General features: G+C 68.1%; 18 protein-coding genes and 1 tRNA gene. 8 read left to right on the forward strand and 11 right to left on the reverse strand.

Annotation, left to right across the window (positions count from 1 at the left end; all coding sequences use genetic code 11):
• Positions 1-5: 5 nt before the first annotated feature.
• The 5 genes from ybeY to KB879_RS03030 all read right to left on the reverse strand — a co-directional run bounded on the left by ybeY (position 6) and on the right by KB879_RS03030 (position 5,428).
• The gene (gene ybeY, locus KB879_RS03010; RefSeq protein WP_211980726.1) at positions 6-752 is read right to left on the reverse strand and encodes an rRNA maturation RNase YbeY; all 747 of its coding nucleotides are present in this window, start codon (positions 750-752) and stop codon (positions 6-8) included.
• Positions 753-1,751 carry a PhoH family protein gene (locus KB879_RS03015; RefSeq protein WP_013955606.1) on the reverse strand — a complete coding sequence of 333 codons (999 nt, stop codon included), beginning with the start codon at positions 1,749-1,751 and terminating at the stop codon, positions 753-755.
• Between the two features lie 33 nt (positions 1,752-1,784).
• Complete coding sequence (gene miaB / locus KB879_RS03020) at positions 1,785-3,137, reverse strand: tRNA (N6-isopentenyl adenosine(37)-C2)-methylthiotransferase MiaB (RefSeq protein ID WP_013955607.1); 1,353 nt, start codon at positions 3,135-3,137, stop codon at positions 1,785-1,787.
• An 89-nt stretch (positions 3,138-3,226) separates the two neighbouring features.
• Positions 3,227-3,628 (reverse strand): hypothetical protein, encoded by a 402-nt coding sequence (locus tag KB879_RS03025; protein ID WP_211980727.1) that lies wholly within the window; start codon positions 3,626-3,628, stop codon positions 3,227-3,229.
• Between the two features lie 114 nt (positions 3,629-3,742).
• Positions 3,743-5,428, reverse strand: coding sequence for a ClcB-like voltage-gated chloride channel protein (locus KB879_RS03030; protein WP_211980728.1), 1,686 nt, complete (start codon positions 5,426-5,428; stop codon positions 3,743-3,745).
• Positions 5,429-5,728: 300 nt separating this feature from the next.
• On the opposite strand from KB879_RS03030, the gene KB879_RS03035 reads away from it, so the two are divergent.
• On the forward strand, positions 5,729-7,321 hold the full coding sequence (locus KB879_RS03035; protein WP_153953247.1) for a DEAD/DEAH box helicase: 1,593 nt from the start codon (positions 5,729-5,731) through the stop codon (positions 7,319-7,321).
• Positions 7,322-7,340: 19 nt separating this feature from the next.
• Entirely contained in the window at positions 7,341-8,387 is a 1,047-nt protein-coding gene (locus tag KB879_RS03040) for a serine/threonine protein kinase (RefSeq protein ID WP_013955611.1), read from the forward strand.
• Positions 8,388-8,434: 47 nt separating this feature from the next.
• Here KB879_RS03040 and KB879_RS03045 read toward each other — a convergent pair whose 3' ends face one another.
• Positions 8,435-8,875: a universal stress protein gene (locus KB879_RS03045; protein WP_018313685.1), complete on the reverse strand. Its 441-nt coding sequence runs from the start codon at positions 8,873-8,875 to the stop codon at positions 8,435-8,437.
• Between the two features lie 349 nt (positions 8,876-9,224).
• On the opposite strand from KB879_RS03045, the gene KB879_RS03050 reads away from it, so the two are divergent.
• From KB879_RS03050 to KB879_RS03070, 5 genes are all read left to right on the forward strand, one after another.
• The gene (locus KB879_RS03050) at positions 9,225-10,292 is read left to right on the forward strand and encodes a CaiB/BaiF CoA-transferase family protein (RefSeq protein ID WP_211980729.1); all 1,068 of its coding nucleotides are present in this window, start codon (positions 9,225-9,227) and stop codon (positions 10,290-10,292) included.
• Positions 10,293-10,384: 92 nt separating this feature from the next.
• Positions 10,385-10,795: a carboxymuconolactone decarboxylase family protein gene (locus KB879_RS03055; RefSeq protein WP_013955614.1), complete on the forward strand. Its 411-nt coding sequence runs from the start codon at positions 10,385-10,387 to the stop codon at positions 10,793-10,795.
• Between the two features lie 162 nt (positions 10,796-10,957).
• Positions 10,958-11,584, forward strand: coding sequence for a LuxR C-terminal-related transcriptional regulator (locus KB879_RS03060; RefSeq protein ID WP_211980730.1), 627 nt, complete (start codon positions 10,958-10,960; stop codon positions 11,582-11,584).
• 85 nt (positions 11,585-11,669) lie between these two features.
• Positions 11,670-13,262 (forward strand): murein L,D-transpeptidase, encoded by a 1,593-nt coding sequence (locus KB879_RS03065; protein ID WP_211980731.1) that lies wholly within the window; start codon positions 11,670-11,672, stop codon positions 13,260-13,262.
• A 30-nt stretch (positions 13,263-13,292) separates the two neighbouring features.
• Entirely contained in the window at positions 13,293-13,880 is a 588-nt protein-coding gene (locus KB879_RS03070; RefSeq protein WP_211980732.1) for a DUF882 domain-containing protein, read from the forward strand.
• Between the two features lie 103 nt (positions 13,881-13,983).
• On the opposite strand, the gene KB879_RS03075 is transcribed toward KB879_RS03070, so the two are convergent.
• From KB879_RS03075 to KB879_RS03095, 5 genes are all read right to left on the reverse strand, one after another.
• Positions 13,984-14,060 (reverse strand) — tRNA-Met (locus KB879_RS03075).
• A gap of 133 nt (positions 14,061-14,193) precedes the next feature.
• A complete protein-coding gene (locus KB879_RS03080) occupies positions 14,194-15,894 on the reverse strand; it encodes an MFS transporter (RefSeq protein WP_211980733.1) in 1,701 nt (566 codons plus the stop codon).
• 243 nt (positions 15,895-16,137) lie between these two features.
• Entirely contained in the window at positions 16,138-16,473 is a 336-nt protein-coding gene (locus KB879_RS03085; protein ID WP_211980734.1) for a DUF4212 domain-containing protein, read from the reverse strand.
• Positions 16,470-18,026: a sensor histidine kinase gene (locus tag KB879_RS03090; protein WP_013955620.1), complete on the reverse strand. Its 1,557-nt coding sequence runs from the start codon at positions 18,024-18,026 to the stop codon at positions 16,470-16,472. Before KB879_RS03090 ends, KB879_RS03085 begins: the two co-directional genes overlap by 4 nt.
• Before the next feature lie 55 nt (positions 18,027-18,081).
• Positions 18,082-18,771: a response regulator transcription factor gene (locus KB879_RS03095; RefSeq protein ID WP_013955621.1), complete on the reverse strand. Its 690-nt coding sequence runs from the start codon at positions 18,769-18,771 to the stop codon at positions 18,082-18,084.
• 226 nt (positions 18,772-18,997) lie between these two features.
• Between KB879_RS03095 and recA the strand changes: the two genes are divergently transcribed.
• Positions 18,998-20,062 carry a recombinase RecA gene (gene recA, locus KB879_RS03100; RefSeq protein WP_010812222.1) on the forward strand — a complete coding sequence of 355 codons (1,065 nt, stop codon included), beginning with the start codon at positions 18,998-19,000 and terminating at the stop codon, positions 20,060-20,062.
• The last annotated feature ends 57 nt before the right edge of the window (positions 20,063-20,119 follow it).

The following is a 20,119-nucleotide window of genomic DNA, read 5'->3' on the forward strand; positions in this document are numbered from 1 at the left end:
GGAAATCACGCGGTGCGGTCGCCCTGGTAGGGATCGGCGTAGCCCAGCGCCTGCAGCGTCTCGGTCTCGATCGCTTCCATTTCCTCGGCCTCGGCGTCTTCCTCGTGCTCGTAGCCTTGCGCGTGCAGCACGCCGTGCACGATCAGATGCGCATAGTGCGCTTCCAGCGGCTTGCGCTGCTCGCGCGCCTCGGCTTCCACCACCGGGCAGCACAGCACGATATCGCCCGTGACCGGATCGGCTTCGTTTTCCGCATAGGCAAAGGTCAGCACGTTGGTGGCGTAGTCCTTGCCGCGGTAGGTGCGGTTCAGCGTGCGCCCCTCTTCCTCGCCGACAAAGCGGATGGTCAGTGCGGCATCGGCATACAGTGCCGACTTGACCCAGGTTTCGATCTTGCGGCGCGCCGGCAGGCCATCGCCCTTGCCGACGCCGTCGCCGTGCTGGACCTCCAGCTCCAGCGCCGGCGGCGTGGCCGGCGTGCCGGTGGTGGTGACCACCGGCGTGGCGGTCACGGCCACCGACAGCGAGTCGTGGTTGTCCGGGCGCACCAGCAGGCCGGCCTGCTGGTTGGTGTCGGTGTGCTCGGCCAGCAGCGCCACCACGCCGTCGGCGGCCTGCGACAGGTCCAGCGTCAGGCTGCGGCCGTCGGGCAGTTGCACGCGCAGCGCGTGCGCGGCGCTCTTGCGCGCGCGGCCGTCGCCGTCGAACAGGGTCAGGCTCACGGCGGAAGACTTGGATTTCTGGGATTTCAATTAAGCGTCCTTGTGCTGGGCGTGGTATTCGTCATAGGCATCGACGATGCGGGCCACCAGCGGATGGCGCACCACGTCGATGCTGGTAAAGCGGGTGCAGGCAATGCCGCGCACGTCGCGCAGCACGAGCTGCGCTTCCACCAGGCCGCTCTTCTGCCCGCGGGGCAGGTCGATCTGGGTGATGTCGCCGGTGATCACCGCCTTCGAGCCGAAGCCGATGCGTGTGAGGAACATCTTCATCTGCTCGGGGGTGGTGTTCTGCGCCTCGTCCAGGATGATGAAGGCATGGTTCAGCGTGCGCCCGCGCATGTAGGCGAGCGGCGCGATCTCGATCATCTGCCGATCGAACATCTTCTGCGTGCGGTCGAAGCCGAGCAGGTCATACAGGGCGTCGTACAGCGGGCGCAGGTAAGGGTCGACCTTCTGCGCCAGGTCGCCGGGCAGGAAGCCCAGGCGCTCGCCGGCCTCCACCGCCGGGCGCGTCAGCACGATGCGCTTGACCGCATCGCGCTCCAGCGCATCGACCGCGCACGCCACCGCCAGGTAGGTCTTGCCGGTGCCGGCCGGGCCGATGCCCATGGTCAGGTCGTGCGACAGGATATTGCGCAGGTAGTCGCGCTGCGCCACGGTGCGGCCCTGCAGGCCGGTGCGGCGCGTGTGCAGCACCGGCGATTCGTCGCCGATCTCGCGATCCTCGACATCGCCGCCGTTGCCAGGCAGGTAGCTGCCATGCGCGGACAGCTGGCGCGTTTCCACCAGGCCCAGCTGCACGTCGTCGATCGACAGCGGCGTACGCGCCTGGTTGTAGAAGCGCTCCAGCGCCGTTGCCGCATCCTGCGCGTTGCCGCCGCGCACCGTCATGCGGTGGCCGCGACGCTGGATGTTCACGTCCAGCGCCTGCTCGATCTGGCGCAGGTTTTCGTCGAGCGGCCCGCACAGGTTCTGCAGCCGGGTGTTGTCGTCCTTGGGGGCGACGAATTCTGCGGATGGGACTTTCATCAGTTGGCGATGGCCTCGCTGGATAGTGCCTGGTTACTGCCGAACCACGATCTCGCCGCGCAGCGAGTGCGGGAACGCCTGCGTGATGCTCACGTCGACCAGTTGGCCGACCAGCCGGTCGCGGCCTGCCTGGGGCACGCCCGGCAGCGCGAAGTTGACCACGCGGTTGTTCTCGGTGCGGCCGTGCAGCTCGGTCGGATCCTTGCGCGCAGGGCCTTCCACCAGGATGCGCTGCACCGTGCCGACCATGTTCTGGCTGATGCGCTGCACGTTTTCCTCGATAGTGGCCTGCAGGCGCTGCAGCCGGCGCAGCTTGACCTCGTGCGGGGTGTCGTCGTGCAGGTTGGCAGCGGGCGTGCCCGGGCGCGGGCTGAAGATGAACGAGAACGAGGTGTCGTAGCCGATCTCTTCGATCATCGCCATCAGCTTCTCGAAGTCGGCATCGGTCTCACCGGGAAAGCCCACGATAAAGTCCGACGACATCGACATGTCCGGGCGCAGCACGCGCAGCTTGCGGATGATGCTCTTGTACTCCAGCACGCTGTAGCCGCGCTTCATCGCCATCAGGATGCGGTCGGACGCATGCTGCACCGGCAGGTGCAGGTGGTTGACCAGCTTGTCGCAGCGGCCGTACAGCTCGACCAGGCGCGAGGTGAATTCCTTCGGGTGGCTGGTGGTGTAGCGGATGCGCTCGATGCCGGGGATCTCGGCCACGTACTCGATCAGCAGCGCAAAGTCGGCGATCTCGGTGGTGTCGCCCATCTTGCCGCGGTAGGCGTTGACGTTCTGGCCCAGCAGCGTGACTTCACGCACGCCCTGTTCGGCCAGGCCGGCAACTTCGGCCAGCACGTCCTCGAACGGGCGCGACACTTCTTCGCCACGGGTGTAGGGCACCACGCAATAGCTGCAGTACTTGGAGCAGCCCTCCATGATCGAGACGAAGGCACTCGGGCCTTCCACGCGCGCCGGCGGCAGGTGGTCGAACTTCTCGATCTCGGGGAAGGAGATGTCCACCTGCGACTGGCCGGTGCGCTGGCGGCGCGCGATCAGGTCGGGCAGGCGGTGCAGCGTCTGCGGGCCGAACACCACGTCGACATACGGCGCGCGCGAGACGATGCTGGCGCCTTCCTGGCTGGCCACGCAACCGCCCACGCCGATCACCAGGTCGGGTTTGACGGCTTTGAGCGCCTTCATCCGGCCCAGTTCCGAGAACACCTTCTCCTGCGCCTTCTCGCGCACCGAGCAGGTGTTGAACAGGATCACGTCGGCGTCTTCGACGTTGTCGGTGGGTTCCAGCCCCTGGCTGGCGTTGAGGACGTCGACCATCTTGCCCGAGTCGTACTCGTTCATCTGGCAGCCGTACGTCTTGACGAAAACTTTCTTCATATGCCGATCTCAGTGGTTGACCTGGGGGCATCAGGGTGTTGCAACAACACGGCCGGCGCGTGGGGCACGCCGGTCGCACTTCCGGGGGACTACGATTTCTTCTTCAGCGCCTTCTGTTCCGGCTCGCTCAGCACCCAGGCGGTCAGCAGCTGGCCGTACAGGTCCAGCTTGTACCGCACCGGCAGCTTCTGGCCGGCCACCGCGGCGCTGGCCAGCAGCTGGTTGTCGGTGCCGAACAGGCGCAGGCCCGGTGCCACGCCGACGGTCTTGCCATCGAGCGTGGCCGTTTGGGGCGCACCGGCAGACGGCGTGGCGATAACGAGCCTGGCCACCTGCGCATCGTCCGGGATCACCCGCACCGGCTGGGCCATCGCGCTTGCCGCACCGAGCAGCAGGGCGGCGGCGCAGGCCAGCGTTGGCAGCAGCCTGCGGGCGCGCCTGGGTTGGACAGACTCCGGCGCCTCGCGGCGCGCATCACGACCTGCTGGCATGGGGGGAGAACTCCGACAAATGGGACGACGCGTTGGCGGGAATGGCCCAAAGACGGGCGCAACCCGTCATTTTACCCCGCTGGCGGCCTGGCCGGGTCGGCGATGCAGGCGAGCTCAGAACAGGCAGGATGCCTCTTGCAGCACACGTTGCTTGGACACCGTGCCCATCAGTTCGCGGCTGGCGCTGTCGCGCACCAGCGGAATGCGGTTGATGCCGTGCCCGGCAAACACCGCCAGGGCGTCGCGCAGGCGCGAATCCGGGGTCAGTGCGGGGAAGTCACGCTCGGCCAGCGCCAGCACGTCGTCCGCGGCGCCCTCGCGCTGGGCGCGCTGCAGCGCGTGGATCGACAGCGCGCCCAGCAGGCGGCCATCTGCTTCGACCAGATAGAGGTAGCGTGTGCCGGTCTCGGCAAACTTGTCGGCTGCCACCGCCAGGGTAGCGTTCGGGTCGAGCACGGTATCGGTCGGGTCGCACAGGCCCGCCAGCGTCAGCGTGCGGGCATGTTCGGCCGCGGCCGAGGCCTGCGCGCGCTCGGCGATCACGCTGTACAGCGACAGCGTCTGGCAGCGTGACGCCGTGTAGTACGCCGCCACCGCGCCGATCATCGACGGCAGCAGCAGCGCGGGCGCCAGCGTCATCTCGAACACCATCAGCACCGACATCAGCGGCGCCTGACTAGTGGCCGCCAGGAACGCACTCATGCCCACCAGCGGTAGCAGCGGCGCCGCACCGGCCGCCGTGCCCTGCATGCCGATGGCCAGCAACTGCCCGAGCGCCGCCCCCACGAACAGCGACGGCGTGAACACGCCGCCGACCGCCCCCGAGCCCATGCTGATCACCGTTGCCACCAGCTTGGCCAGCAGCACGCCGGCCACCGGCACGCTCAGCGGCTGTTCCTGCAGGATGGTCTGGATGGTGGAATAGCCGTTGCCAACCACCTCGGGCACCGCCATCGCCAGCACGCCGACCAGCGCGCCGCCCAGCGTGAGCCGTGCCGCTGGCCCGCCCGGCACGGCGGCAAAGCGGCTGCGCGCAAAGCCGGCCGCGCGCATGAACAGCGCGCCCGCGATGCCGGCGGCCACGCCCAGCGCCGCCGCGGCCAGCAGGATGTGCGGGCGCAGGTCGGGGGCGATATCCAGGCCCGGGTAGAGCGGCTGCAGGCCGCCGTGCCACTGGCTGACCATGGCGCCGGCCACCGAAGCCAGGAAGAGCGGCATCAGGCGCTGCACCGCGAGCGCCCCGAACACCACTTCGGCAACGAAGACGGCGGCGGAGAAGGGGGTGTGATAGACGGTGGCAAGGCCGGCCGCGGCCCCGCAGGCGGTCAGCATGCGGCGCATGTTCGAGCCGCCGCCGCGTTCCAGCCGGGTCGACGGGAACAGCGAGCCGCACAGCGCCGCCAGCTGGATCATCGCGCCTTCCTTGCCGACCGAGCTGCCGCTGACGATCGAGAAAAACGATGAGAGCGCGCGCAGCAAGGTGATCCGCACCGGCAGGCGGCCGCTGCCGTTGGCCACCGCTTCCATGTAGTCGGTGGCGCCGCTGTGGCTGCCGGCCAGGCGATTGGCCAGCACCAGCAGGCCGCCCGCCAGCGCGCCGCCCGCGGCCGGAATTACCACGCGCCACGCCAGCGCCAGCGTGGCGAATACGGCCACCACGTCGGCATGGCTGGAAAACAGCACGACGCCGGCGCCCTCCAGCGCTTCCTTGAACAGTGTGGTGGCAATGGCCGCGACGATCCCGACCGGGATGGCCGCGAACAGGGTGACTTCCTGGTCTTCGAGGAAACGCAAGCGCATGGCGGCTTTCCGGGGCAAATGTGGCGCGGGTGCGGAGCCGGAGAGGGGGCGGGCAGAGGCTGTCATGATAGCGCAGCGCCACCCGCGCAGACCCGATGTGCGCCGGCGCGCATGCGGGGCCGCGCCCGGTGCAGAACCCGCTTGTCACGGACTGGTACACTACCGCTCTTTCCTTCGCGGGCGGGCCGGTGCCCTGCCATGCCGGCTTCCCGGCGTTCGCGTTCCGATTCCGATCCGATTACCAGGAGCCATCCGGCGTTTGGCGCACCGCGTGCGCAGCGATGGCCCAAGCAGCAATACATGTCTTTTTCTGAACTCGGCTTGTCCGACAAGATTGTGCGTGCCGTGGCCGAACAGGGCTACACCACGCCGACTCCCATCCAGGCCCAGGCAATCCCCGCCATTCTCAAGGGCGGTGACCTGCTCGCCGGCGCGCAGACCGGCACCGGCAAGACCGCCGGCTTTACGCTGCCGATGCTGCAGATGTTGTCCGACTCCGCGGCGCGCGGCGCCAATGGCGCGCAGCGTCCGGCCCGCCTGCCGGTGCGCGCACTGGTGCTGACGCCCACGCGCGAACTGGCCGCCCAGGTCGAAGAGAGCGTGCGCAACTACGGCAAGTACCTGCGCCTGCGTTCCATGGTGATGTTCGGCGGCGTCGGCATCAACCCGCAGATCGAGCAGCTCAAGCGCGGCGTCGAGATCGTCGTGGCCACGCCCGGCCGCCTGCTGGACCACGTGTCCCAGCGCACCATCGACCTGTCGCAGGTGGAACTGCTGGTGCTCGATGAAGCCGACCGCATGCTCGACATGGGCTTCATCCACGATATCCGCAAGATCCTCAACGTGCTGCCGGCCAAGCGCCAGAACCTGCTGTTCTCGGCGACGTTCTCGGACGATATCCGCGCGCTGGCCGACCGCCTGCTGAACAACCCGGCCTCGATCGAGGTGGCGCGGCGCAACACCACGGCCGAGACCGTGGACCAGCGCGTCTACCCGGTGGACCGCGAGCGCAAGCGTGAACTGCTGGCCCACCTGGTGCGCCAGCATGACTGGCACCAGGTGCTGGTATTTACGCGCACCAAGCACGGCGCCAACCGCCTGGCCGAGCAGCTGACCAAGGACGGCCTGTCGGCACTGGCGATCCATGGCAACAAGAGCCAGTCGGCGCGCACGCGCGCGCTGTCGGAATTCAAGTCGGGCACGCTGCGGCTGCTGGTGGCAACCGATATCGCCGCGCGCGGCATCGACATCGACCAGCTGCCGCACGTGGTCAACTTCGACCTGCCCAACGTGCCCGAGGACTATGTGCACCGCATCGGCCGTACCGGCCGCGCCGGCGCCGAGGGCGAAGCGATCTCGCTGGTCTGCGTGGACGAGATTGCGCTGCTGCGCGATATCGAACGCCTGATCAAGCGCAAGCTCGAACAGACCGTGCTGCCGGGCTTCGAGGTCGACCCGAGCATCGCGCCCGAGCCGATCCAGAAAGGCCGCCAACAGCGTGGCGGTGGTGGCCAGGGGCAAGGACAAAGCCAGGGCCGCGGACGCGCCCAGGCGCGTCCGGCCGGCAACGAAGGCGAGGGCGCCCAGCGCCAGCGCCCGGCGCGCGAAGCGCAGGCTGCGCCGCGGCAAGCCCAGGGCGGCCAGCCGCGCACGCGCGCTGCCGAAGGCGGCCAGCGCGGCAACGGCGCGGCCAACGGCAACCGTGGCGGCCAGCCCGCCGGTGGCGCGCGCAATCCCGCACCGCGCCGCGACGGCCAGGAGCCGGCGCGCCAGCAGCGGACCGCGGCGCAACCCGCACGCCAGCCGCACGACGCGGCACCGGCACCGGCGCGCAATCGCCGTCCGGCGCCGCAGGCCGCGCTGCTCGGCGGCAACCGCAAGCCGGCGCGCTGAGCGGATCAGGGCTGACACCATGCACGCGTCCGACGCCCCGGCCGACCCCGGCGTTCCCTACGCCGGCCTGACGCCGGAGCTGATGCTGGACGCGCTGGAAGGCGCCGGCCTGCGCCCCGACGGGCGCCTGCTGGCGCTCAACAGCTATGAGAACCGCGTCTGGCAGCTGGGCATCGAGGATGCCCCGCCCGTCATCGCCAAGTTCTACCGTCCGGGCCGCTGGACCGACGCGGCCATCCTGGAAGAACACGCCTTTGTGCAGCAGCTGGCCGATGCCGAGATCCCGGCCGTGCCGGCCATGGTGCTGGCACCGGGCGAGTCTGGCACGCTGCTGCATCACGCCGGCTTCCGCTTCGCGGTATTCCCCCGCTGCGGCGGCCGCGAGCCCGCGCTGGACCGTTCCGATACGCTGACCTGGCTCGGCCGCTTTATCGGCCGCATCCACGCGCTGGGGGCGACGCAGCCCTACCAGGCCCGCCCGGCACTGGATCTGGAAACCTTCGGCGTTGCCCCGCGCGACTGGCTGCTCGCCAGCGGCTGCATTCCCGCCGACCTGCTGCCCGCGTGGCAATCGGTGACGGACCTGGCGCTGGACGGCGTGCGCCGCTGCTATGAGCGCGCCGGCGAGGTGCGCCTGCTGCGCACCCATGGCGACTGCCATCGCGGCAATGTGCTGTGGATTGACGAGGACGACGCGCGCGGCGGCACCCATGGCGCGCCGGGCCCGCACTTCGTGGATTTCGACGACAGCCGCATGGCGCCGGCGATCCAGGACATCTGGATGCTGCTCGAGGGCGACCGCGCGGCCATGCAGGACCAGCTGGCCGACATCGTTGCCGGCTATGAAGACTTCTCCGAATTCCAGCCGCGCGAACTGTGGCTGGTGGAAGCGCTGCGCACGCTGCGGCTGCTGCACTACAGCGCCTGGCTGGCCAGCCGCTGGGCCGACCCGGCCTTTCCGGCCGCGTTCCCGTGGTTCGGCACCGCGCGCTACTGGCAGGACCGCATCCTGGAGCTGCGCGAACAGGTGGCGCTGATGGACGAAGCGCCCCTGTGGGGCGCCTGAGGTCTACCGGACGGCGCCGCCAGGGCGCCGGTATTCCGCTACTTTGCTCAACCCTTCTTTTCCGGCGCCTTGACCAGCAGCACCGGGCACTCGGCCTGCGCCAGCACGCGGCCCGCGACTGAACCGATCACCGCATCGAAGAACGAACCCCGGCCATGCGTGCCCATCACGATGGCCGCGGCGTCGACCGAGCGCGCACAGGCGACGATGCGCTCCGGCGCGAAGCCGTGCAGCGGGTGCCGCTCGAATGGCACCTTGGCTGCGGACAGGATGTCGCAGACCGCCGCCATGGCCTTGTCGCTGGCCTCCTTGTGCCAGTCGTCGATGGTTTCCTTGCTGACAAAGGCGCGCACCTGGCCGCTCACTTCCGGCGCCACATGCACGACATGCACGGTGAAGCCGCTCTGCAGCAGCTTGCCTTCGGCGATAAAACGAGCCGCGGCGTCGCTGAAGGCCGAGCCGTCGGTGGCGAGCACGATATTGGTCATGTTGGGAATCTCCTGGGTGTGGGCTGTCGGCAGGGCGGTGCGCCATGAGGCGGCACCGCCACTGGAACCATCATGGCACCTAGTGTCCTGCCAGGACCCGATTTAGATCAAGTCGGATCGGATTTATCCGATCCGACCGTGCGATAGCCGGCCGGCCGACGGATTCCGTCAATCCGGCTGAAGCATTTGGCCATTGCCCCGTCAACGCGGTGGCGCGTAGCATGCTCCCGAGCCCCGTGGCAGGCATTGGCACGCCCGCGCTGCCGCAGGCACGGCCCATCCCAGACTAATTCAATGCAGCTGCCCCCGGCCATGGCGCGGGCGGGCGGCGATTCCGGAGACGACGATCATGAGTGAGCGTGGCAACCTGCTGCCCCTGCGCGGTATCAAGGTAGTGGAATTCGAAGGCATCGGCCCCGGCCCGTTGTGCGGCGCGATGCTGGCCGGCCTTGGCGCCGAGGTCACGCTGGTGACCCGCCCGGTCGCGCCGGATGCCCGCCGCATCTTGCGCGGCCAGCCCGTGCCCCCTGAGATGGAGCTGGAGCACGGCAAGCGCGTGGTGCAACTGAACCTGAAGTCGCCGCAAGACGTGGCCGCCGCGCTGGACCTGGTGGCCGGCGCCGACGCGCTGATCGAAGGGTTGCGCCCGGGCGCGATGGAGCGCCTCGGCCTGGGCCCGAAGGTGTGCCATGCACGCAATCCGCGCCTGGTCTACGGCCGCATGACCGGCTGGGGCCAGACCGGCCCGCTGTCGCAGAGCGCCGGCCACGACCTTAACTACATCGCGCTGACCGGCCTCTTGTCGATGGCCGCGCGCGAAGGCTCACTGCCGATGGTGCCGCCGACCGTGGTGGGCGATGCCACCGGCGCGCTTGGCCTGGCATTCGGCATCACCAGCGCCATCCTGAGCGCGCGCGCCAGCGGCGAGGGCTGCGTGGTGGATGCGGCCATCACCGATATCGTCGCCATGCTGGGCTCGCTGGTGCAGGTGTCGCGCGCAGCCGGCACGCTGGGCGGCCCGCAACCCAGCCCCTTCCACGATTCGCCGTTCTATGACGTCTTCCCTTGTGCCGACGGCCGCGCGATCACGCTGGGCGCGCTTGAGCCGCAGTTCTACCGCGAGCTGCTCGACCGGCTCGAACTGACCGACATCGACCCCGCCGCGCAGTATGACCGCGCCCAGTGGCCCGCGGTGAAGGCGCGCATTGCCGCATGCATCGCAGGCAAGCCCAGCACCCACTGGGAGTCGGTGCTGGGCGGCACCGACGTGTGCTTTGCGCGCGTGCTGACCCTGGACGAGGCCGCGCGCCATCCGCACAACCAGGCACGCGGCACATATCGGCTGTACCAGCAGGGCGAGCGCGAGGTGCCGCGTTCGGCGCCGGCGCCGCGCTTCCTGCGCGCCGGCACGGAATGACCTGGGGCCGCGGCACAGATGCCGCGGCCTCTCGAATCTGTCTGATCGGTTCGGCTACCATGCGGCATCGACCCAAACCGGAGACCCAAGCCATGGCCGAACCCAGCCAAGCCCCCGCCTATACCTCCACGCCGGCCTTCGAGGCCGGTCTTGAGGTGCGCACCGAAGTGCTCGGCCCCGAGCACGTCCGGCGCGCGCTGGACGCCGCCGCGCAGCAGGGCGACACCAGCCTGCAGCAACTGGTGACGGAGTTCGCCTGGGGCACGGTCTGGACCCGCGACGGCCTGGACCGCAAGCAGCGCAGCCTGGCCACGGTGTCGATGCTGATTGCGCTGAACCGGCCGCAGGAGCTGGCCGGGCACCTGCGCGGCGCGCTCGCCAACGGCGTGACGCCGCATGAACTGCGCGAGCTGATGGTGCACAGCGCGGTCTACTGCGGGTTCCCCGCGGCGCTGGATGCCAGCCGCAAGCTGACTGAAGTCCTCGACGCTGCCAACGGGTAACGCCGACCGCGGCATCGATACGAAAACAGCGATGCAGAAGAGTCTGACTCTGATGCAGATTCTGCTGCATCTGCGCGGCGAGGATTCGGCGCGTCAGGACCTCTCCGGCTCCTTAACTTTGGCAGCAGGCCAAGCCATGCCAGTCGTTAAGGAGCCTCAAATTTGCATCTCACGCTGATCGTCGACGAACCTTCCCAGTTCCACACCACGCTGTCCGCTGAACTCGGCGCTGAGCTGGGCGCCGGTGAAGTACTGGAAACGGATGGCATTCGGGAAGCGTTCCGGCTGGCCCGCGAGCACCGGCCGGGGCTGGTGCTGGTCGATGTCGACCGCTTCGGCGATCCCGGCATCGACTTTGTCCGGCGCGTCTCGGCGACGCTGCCCGCCGTGCCCTTGCTGGTACTGTCCGACACCGACGCCACGCTGGCGTTGGTGCGGGCGCTGCGCGCGGGCGCCCGTGGCTTTGTGGTCAAGCAGCGTGGGCTGGCCGAGGTGATGCACGCGGTGCGCGGCGTGCTGTGCGGCTACCTGGTATTTCCCATGCATACGCTGGAGACCGTGCGCCAGATCGGCGCGCAGCGGGAATCGGGCTTCGCGCGGCTGAGCAACCGCGAAATCACCGTCCTGCAGTATCTGGCGCGCGGCCATTCCAACAAGTCGATCGCGGAGCAACTGCTAATCAGCAGCAAGACGGTCAGCAGCCACAAGGCCAACATCATGGCCAATGTCAATGTCGGGTCCCTGGTCGAAATGGCGGACTACGCGCGCCGGCATCAGCTGGTGTGGTGACGCGCACCCTGGGGCGGCTTGCCGCACCATGCCGCCATCGCGGGTAGACTGTGGGCGTGTGTGACGAATCCGAGCTTTCCGCCCGATGCCTCCGACCCTGAATGCCGCCGCGCGCCGCCTGGGCGCTGTCGTGCTTGCCTGTGCCGCCGCGTGCCTGGCCATGCCTGCCTTCGCCAATGAGCCGATGTGGTTTGCGCAGGGCCGTCCGGTGCCGGCTGCGCGCCAGGCCGTCGATGCGCTGGCCGCGGCCGCGGCCGACGGCCTCGATCCACGCGACTACGATGCCGACGCCTTGCGCCAGGCGGTGGTCCAGGCCGCCAGCGGGCCAGCCCTGCCGCCGGACGCGGCCGCACGCGTGGATGCCGCGCTGAGCGCCGCGATGGAGCGGATGCTGGCAGACCTGCACGGCGGACGCGTCAACCCGCGCGCGGTCCATGCCAACTTTGCCCCGCAGGCGGAACGGCCCTTCGATGCCGCCACCTGGCTGCGCGATGCCGTCACGCAGCAGCGGCTGCCCGACGCCATCCGCCAGGCAGCGCCCACCTTCCCGCTCTATGGCACGCTGCGGGAGGCCCTGGCGCGGTACCGCGAGATCGCGAAGCAGCCGGCCTGGGGGCAGCCGCTGCCACCGTTGCCGGGGAGCAAGCTGACGCCGGGCCAGCCCTGGGCCGGTGCCGCGGCGCTGAATGCACGCCTGGTTGCGCTGGGCGACTTGCCCGCCGGCGCCCAGGCGCCGGCCCGCTACGAAGGCGCCCTGGTCGGCGGCGTCAAGGCGTTCCAGTCGCGCCACGGCCTGGAGGCCGACGGCGTGATCGGCGCGGGCACGCTGGCACAACTCAACGTGCCCATCGCCAGCCGTGTGCGGCAAATCGAACTGACCATGGAGCGGCTGCGCTGGACGCCGCTGGACGGTCCGCGCATGATCGTGGTGAATGTGCCGGAGTTCATGCTGCGCGCCTATGAGATCCGCGACGGCAAGCTCGACATCAAGCTCGAGATGAAGGTGATCGTCGGCAAGGCACTGGATACGCGCACGCCGCTGTTCGAGGAGGATATGCGCTACATCGAGTTCAGCCCGTACTGGAACATCCCGCCCTCGATCGCGCGCCGCGAGACCGTGCCGCACCTGCGCAGCGATCCGGCTTACTTCAACCGGCAGGGCCTGGAGTTCGTTAGTGGCGACGGCAAGGCCGTGACCACGCTGTCCGACGAGAATCTCGACGCCGTGCTGAACGGCCGCATGCGCATCCGCCAGCGGCCGGGCCCGCTGAACGCGCTGGGCGATATCAAGTTCGTGTTTCCCAACAATGAGAACATCTACCTGCACCACACGCCCTCGCCACAGCTGTTCAAGCGCGACCGGCGCGACTTCAGCCACGGCTGCATCCGCGTGGAAGCCCCAGTAGCATTGGCCCAGTTCGTGTTGCAGGATATGCCGGACTGGAACGAGACCCGGATCCGCGAAGCGATGACGCGTGGCAAGTCCAATACGGTGCGCCTGCAGCAGCCCTTGCCGGTGGTGCTGGCCTACGGCACGGTCATTGCGCGCGCCGATGGTCGTGTATCCTTCTTGCCTGACATCTACGGTCACGACAAATTGCTGGACAAGGCACTGCGGCAACGCAACGGACGGCCCCAGCAACCAGCTATTGCGAGCGCCTCCGCCACCACCCACTGAGGCGCCACTGGCACATTCAGAGGAAGTACCATGACTGATGCGACGCGCAAGGCACGCCGCCGCTTTCTTCATACCACCGGAGGCCTGGCCCTTGCCGCCGGCCTGATGCCGTTGACGCCGCGCCAGGCGCTGGCCAGCCTGCCTGCAAACCAGGCCCTGGCAGGCCTGCCGGACGCCCGCACGCTGGCCTTCGACCACACCCACACCGGCGAACGCGTGTCGTTGGTCTATGCTGTTGGCGACCGCTTCGTGCCCGAAGCGCTGACGACGCTCAACGGCTTCCTGCGCGACCACTACTCCGGCAAGGTCGGCATGATCGACCCGCAGTTGTTCGACCTGCTGTTCCAGGTCCGCCGCGAGCTTGGCACCGACCAGCCGTTCCAGGTCATTTCCGGCTACCGCAGCCCCGCCACCAACTCGCGCCTGCGCAACACGCGCGGCGGCGGCGTGGCCAGGCACAGCCTGCACATGGACGGCAAGGCCATCGACATCCGCCTGGCCGGCGTGCCGCTGGCGGACGTGCGCGACGCGGCCAAGTCATTGCAGGGCGGGGGTGTCGGCTTCTATGAGTCTGACCAGTTCGTGCACATCGATACCGGGCGCGTGCGTTACTGGTAAGCGTTGTCTGTGGCCGCCCATGATGGGCGGCTCGCTTGCGCCCTGGTAACGACCCAAAGAAAAAAGCCGCGAACCCATGCGGGATCGCGGCTTTTAAAATAGATGGTGGCGAATCAGGGACTCGAACCCCGGACCTGCGGATTATGATTCCGTCGCTCTAACCGACTGAGCTAATTCGCCAACGAAGACTGAGATTATACCTGGGCTTTCGAGGCTGTCAACACCTTGCTGCGAAGATTTTGCACGAAGGGCCCATGCATAAAAAAACGGCAGGCCGGATGGCCTGCCGTTTCCGTTAGTGCCGGGCGACCGCTCAGTCGTTGGCGTAGATGTTCACGTCCTTGGTCTCGCGGATGAACAGCGCGCCGATCACGAAGGTGATGGCTGCGATGATGATCGGATACCAGAGCCCGTAGTAGATGTTGCCGTTCTGGGCCACCAGCGCGAACGAGATGGTGGGCAGCAGGCCGCCGAACCAGCCGTTGCCGATATGGTAGGGCAGCGACATCGAGGTGTAGCGGATGCGGGTCGGGAACAGTTCCACCAGCATGGCGGCGATCGGGCCGTAGACCATGGTGACGTAGATCACCAGGATGGTCAGCAGCACCAGCACCATGATCGTGTTCATCTGTGCCGGGTCCGCCTTGGTCGGGTAGCCGGCGGCGGACATGGAGTCCGCCACTTGCTTCTTGAAGCTGGCAATCTGCTTCTTGCTGGCGTCGTCGAAGCTGTGGCCGGCGGGGACCAGGCTGGCGTTGAAGGAGGGGATCTCCGTGTTGCCGATCTTTACCGTGGCGGTGGTGCCGGCGGGCGCGTCGACGACTTCATAGCTGGCCGATGCCTGGGCCAGGGTGCGCTTGACGATGTCGCACGAGCTGCGGAAGTCGATCTCGCGGGCGATCGGGCTGCCCTGGAAGGAGCACTGCTTCGGATCGGCGGTGACGACGATCTGTGCGCTTTGCTGGGCGCGCTCGAGCGAGGGGTTGGCGTAGTGGGTCAGGCCCTTGAAGATGGGGAAGTAGGTCAGCACTGCCAGCGCGCAACCGGCCATGATGATCCACTTGCGGCCGATCTTGTCGGACAGCGAACCGAAGAACACGAAGAAGGGGGTGCCCAGCACCAGCGCGCCGGCGATCAGCAGGTTGGCGGTCTTGGCGTCGACCTTCAGCACCTGGGTGAGGAAGAACAGCGTGTAGAACTGGCCGGTGTACCACACCACGGCCTGCCCGGCGGTCAGGCCGACCAGCGCCAGGATCACGATCTTCAGGTTGCGCCACTGGCCGAAGGATTCGGTCAGCGGGGCCTTGGAGGTCTTGCCCTCTGCCTTCATGCGCTGGAACGCCGGGGATTCGCTCATCGACAGGCGGATATACACCGACACGCCCAGCAGCAGGATCGACACCAGGAACGGGATGCGCCAGCCCCAGGTCTCGAAGTTGGGCCCGGTCATTTCGCGGCACAGCAGGATCACGATCAGCGACAGGAACAGGCCCAGCGTGGCCGTGGTCTGGATCCACGAGGTATAGGCGCCGCGCTTGCCGTGCGGTGCGTGCTCGGCCACGTAGGTGGCGGCACCGCCGTACTCGCCGCCGAGCGCCAGGCCCTGCAGCATGCGCAGGGCGATCAGGATGATCGGTGCAGCCCAGCCGATGGTGGCATAGCCCGGCAGCAGGCCGACGATGAAGGTCGACAGGCCCATGATCAGGATCGTCACCAGGAAGGTGTACTTGCGCCCGATCATGTCCCCCAGGCGGCCGAACACCAGCGCGCCGAACGGCCGCACGATAAAGCCGGCGGCGAATGCGAGCAGCGCGAAGATGAAGGCCGAGGTGGGATCCAGTCCGGCGAAGAACTGCTTGGCAATGATCGCCGCCAGCGAGCCGTAGAGATAAAAATCGTACCACTCGAACACCGTGCCCAGCGATGAGGCAAAGATCACCTTGCGCTCTTCGGCTGTCATCGGTGCGTTCTGCGCGCCCCCTCCGGGCACCGCAACGTTTTGCACGTTTGCCATATCGTCTCCTCCGTCTGGAATGGATCTCGGGTGGGCGTGGCGCGGAAAAGACCGCGCGGCTGGCCGCTATGCCTGAGTTGCAGAGGATTGTGGGTGGCGAAACTTACTGCGTTCTGACAGAACCGGGCACGGAATCGTCAAAGAATGTCGGGGTATACGCTAGCCGCCGGCGGGCGGCTGGATGCTGCGCTGCGGGGGGCGATGTGCTTGTGTGGCGCAATGGCGCGCTTTGCAGGGGTGCGGCTATGCAGCATCGGCGCCCGTGCCGCGCGACGCGCCCTGCGAAGGCGCCGGGGCGGGCGCGGCCAGGCTGTCGGTGTTGGTTTCGCCGTCGGCGCGGTTCATGCGCCAGGCGTAGAGCGCGGCCATCAGCACGTACACCACCAGCGCGCCTTGCGCGCCGACCCAGAACGAGAACGGCCAGCCGAAGAAGTCGAAGCGCAGGTCGCGCGCAAACCATGCCACCACGAAGGTGACGGTGAACCAGATCGCGAGCAGTCCGCAGATCCAGCGCAGGTTGCGCCGCCAGGCCTGGCGCTGGCGGGCTTCGGCACTATCGGGGGCGGAGCTGTCGTTCATGCGGGCGGGAGGTAGTCGGGCCGGCGCAGCGTCACGCGGAAATGCGCGCCGGCCAGCCGTGGCGATTGCTGGTAGACATGGTCGGAAATCTGGACGTCGCCGCCGTGCTGCTGCACGATCTCGCGCACGATCGCCAGGCCCAGGCCGCTGCCTTCAGTATTGGTGCCGAGCACGCGGTAGAAGCGCTCCATCACGCGCTCGCGCTCGGCCGGCGCAATGCCCGGGCCGGTGTCTTCCACATCCAGGTAGGCGAACGGCTCGAAGGCATCGGCGCTGACGCGCACCGTGGCATGCCCGCCGCGCGGCGTGTAGCGGATGGCGTTGTCGAGCAGGTTGTTCAGCATCTCGGTCAGCATCAGGCGGTTGCCCTGCACCATCACCGGATGGTCGTCCGCATCCAGTCCCAGGTCGATGTCGCGCGCCCAGGCCTGCGGCAGCCAGTCCTTGACCACCTCGCGCGCGAGCGCCGCCAGGTCCAGCGCCGCCATGCCGCCGGTGCCCGCCAGGTTTTCCATGCGCGCAAGCGACAGCAGCTGCGTGACCAGGTGCGCGGTGCGCTCAGAGCTGCCGGCGATCTGCGCCAGCGAGCGCCGCAGCTCTTCCGGCGACTGCTCGCGCTGCGCCAGCTCGGCCTGCATGCGCAGGCCCGCCAGTGGTGTCTTCATCTGGTGCGCGGCATCGGCGATAAAGCGCTTCTGGGTCTGCACCGACTGGTCCAGGCGCGCCAGCAGGTCGTTGAACGAACCCACCAGCGGCGTGATTTCCTGCGGTGCGGCGCGTTCGTCGATCGGGCTGGTATCGCCGGGGTTGCGCGCGCGGATGCGCTGCTGGATCGCGGTCAGCGGCGCTAGCCCGCGCGACAGCCCGAACCACACCAGCACCACCGCCAGCGGCAGGATCACGAACTGCGGCAGGATCACGCCCTTGATGATTTCGTTGGCCAGGCGCGCGCGCTTGTCCAGGGTCTCGGCCACCTGCACCAGCACCGGCTGGGTGCCGCTGACCTGCTTCAGGTCGATATAGGTGTAGGCCACGCGCACGTCGTTGCCGGCCACGTGGTCATCGCGCAGGGACACCAGGCCCGCATGGCCCTGGTCTTCCTCGGACGGCAGCGGCAGGTCGTGGTCGCCGGCGATATACTCGCCGCGCTTGCCGACCACCTGGTAATAGATGTTGTCGGTCTCGTCGGCGCGCAGGATCTCGCGCGCCGACAGCGGCAGCTGCAGCGTGATGCGCCCGTTGACCTCGCGCACCTGCTGCGACAGCACGATGGCGCTGGCCTCCAGCGCGCGGTCGAAGGGCCCGTTGGCGATCGACTTGGCCACCAGGTAGGTCACCGCGATGCTCATCGGCCAGAGCAGCAGCAGCGGCGCCAGCATCCAGTCGAGGATCTCGCCGAACAATGAGCGCGGCGACGGATGCGCGGTGCTTTCCTCCAGGTGCGGCAGTGCGTCGGCCAGGTCCTGGTCGGCGGCGTCCGGGGCCGGGGCGGTGGAAGGAGGGGGTGGCGCGGCGCGGGGCGCGCGCCGCCAAGGCAGTCGCAGCAGGCTCATCTCGGCGGTTTGCGCTCAGGTCGGTCGCTTGGCCTGCGGTTGCGTCGGGTGGGGATCAGTGGTGCGTGGCCACCGCCGGCTGGAATTTCTCCAGGCAGTAGCCAAGCCCGCGTACAGTGGCGATGCGGATGCCGCCGACTTCGATCTTCTTGCGCAGTCGGTGCACGTAGACCTCGATGGCGTTGTTGCTGACTTCCTCGCCCCACTCGCACAGGTGGTCCACCAACTGCTCTTTCGATACCAGGCGGCCGCTGCGTGTCAGCAGGATCTCCAGCAACCCGATCTCGCGCGCGGACAGGTCGAGCATCTGGTCGTTGATATAGGCGATGCGCCCGACCTGGTCGTAGGCCAGCGGCCCGTGCCGCATCAGCGTGGCGCCGCCGCCGGCGCCGCGCCGCACCAGCGCGCGTACGCGCGCTTCCAGTTCGGACAGGGCAAAGGGCTTGGCCATATAGTCGTCGGCCCCAAGGTCCAGGCCCTTGACGCGCTCGTCGACGCTGTCGGCGGCGGTCAGGATCAGCACCGGCAGCATGGCGCCGCGCGCGCGCAGGCGCTTGAGCACTTCCAGCCCGGACATGCGCGGCAGGCCCAGGTCCAGGATCAGCAGGTCGAAGGTCTGGGTCGACAGCGCGGAATCGGCTTCCAGGCCATTGGTGACGTGGTCGACGGCATAGCCCGAGTGGCGTAGCGAGCGCGTCAGGCCGTCGGCCAGCACGTCGTCATCTTCGGCGATCAGAATGCGCATGGTTGTCTCCACCCTGGCCGGCATAGCCGGCGCCGGCGGAATGAGGCGCGATGGGGCTTGCCAAGCATACTGTTTTTTTATACAGTACCCGCACGTTCCGCTGGGGCTGCCCGGGGAGACCCCCTGGAGAGCGGCCGCGCAGACAGCCGGGCCGGCGCTGGCGCCAGAAAATGCCGGTGCCGCGCCACATGCGGCCTATTTATACACCATTGATTCAAGGACGACCATGGACGACAAGAAGGCAGGTGCCGGCGTGAGCGCCGAGAAGCAGAAGGCGCTTGCCGCCGCGCTCTCCCAGATCGAGAAGCAGTTCGGCAAGGGCTCGATCATGCGCCTGGGCGACGGCGAGGTCGAGAAGGACATCCAGGTGGTATCCACCGGTTCGCTCGGCCTGGACATCGCGCTTGGCGTCGGCGGCCTGCCGCGCGGCCGCGTGGTCGAGATCTATGGTCCGGAATCGTCGGGCAAGACCACGCTGACGCTGCAGGTCGTGGCCGAGATGCAGAAGCTGGGCGGCACCTGCGCCTTTATCGACGCCGAGCACGCGCTGGACGTCAGCTACGCCAACAAGCTGGGCGTCAATGTCGGCGACCTGCTGATCTCGCAGCCGGACACCGGTGAGCAGGCGCTGGAAATCACCGACGCGCTGGTGCGCTCGGGCTCGATCGACCTGATCGTGATCGACTCGGTGGCGGCGCTGGTGCCCAAGGCCGAAATCGAAGGCGAAATGGGCGACTCGCTGCCGGGTCTGCAGGCCCGCCTGATGAGCCAGGCGCTGCGCAAGCTGACCGGCACCATCAAGCGCACCAACTGCCTGGTGATCTTCATCAACCAGATCCGCATGAAGATCGGCGTGATGTTCGGCTCGCCGGAAACCACCACTGGTGGCAACGCGCTGAAGTTCTACGCCTCGGTGCGACTGGATATCCGCCGCATCGGCTCGATCAAGAAGGGCGACGACGTGATCGGCAACGAGACCAAGGTCAAGGTGGTCAAGAACAAGGTGTCGCCGCCGTTCCGCGAAGCCTTCTTCGACATCCTCTACGGCCAGGGTATTTCGCGCCAGGGCGAGATCATCGACCTGGGCGTGGACGCCAAGATCGTCGAGAAGTCCGGCGCCTGGTACAGCTACAACGGCGACAAGATCGGCCAGGGGAAGGACAACGCGCGCGAATACCTGCGCGAGAACCCGGACATTGCCGACGAGATCGAAAACAAGGTGCGCGCGGCGCTGGGCGTGGTGGCCATGAACCCCACGGCGGCTGCCACGCCGGTAGCGGTCGAAGACTGACCGCGCCAGCGGCCATTGCGCCATCCGGAAGGCCGGGGCATCGCCGATGCCCCGGCC

This window comes from Cupriavidus sp. KK10, from assembly GCF_018223725.1.
In the GTDB taxonomy this organism is placed as follows: Bacteria; Pseudomonadota; Gammaproteobacteria; order Burkholderiales; family Burkholderiaceae; genus Cupriavidus; species Cupriavidus necator.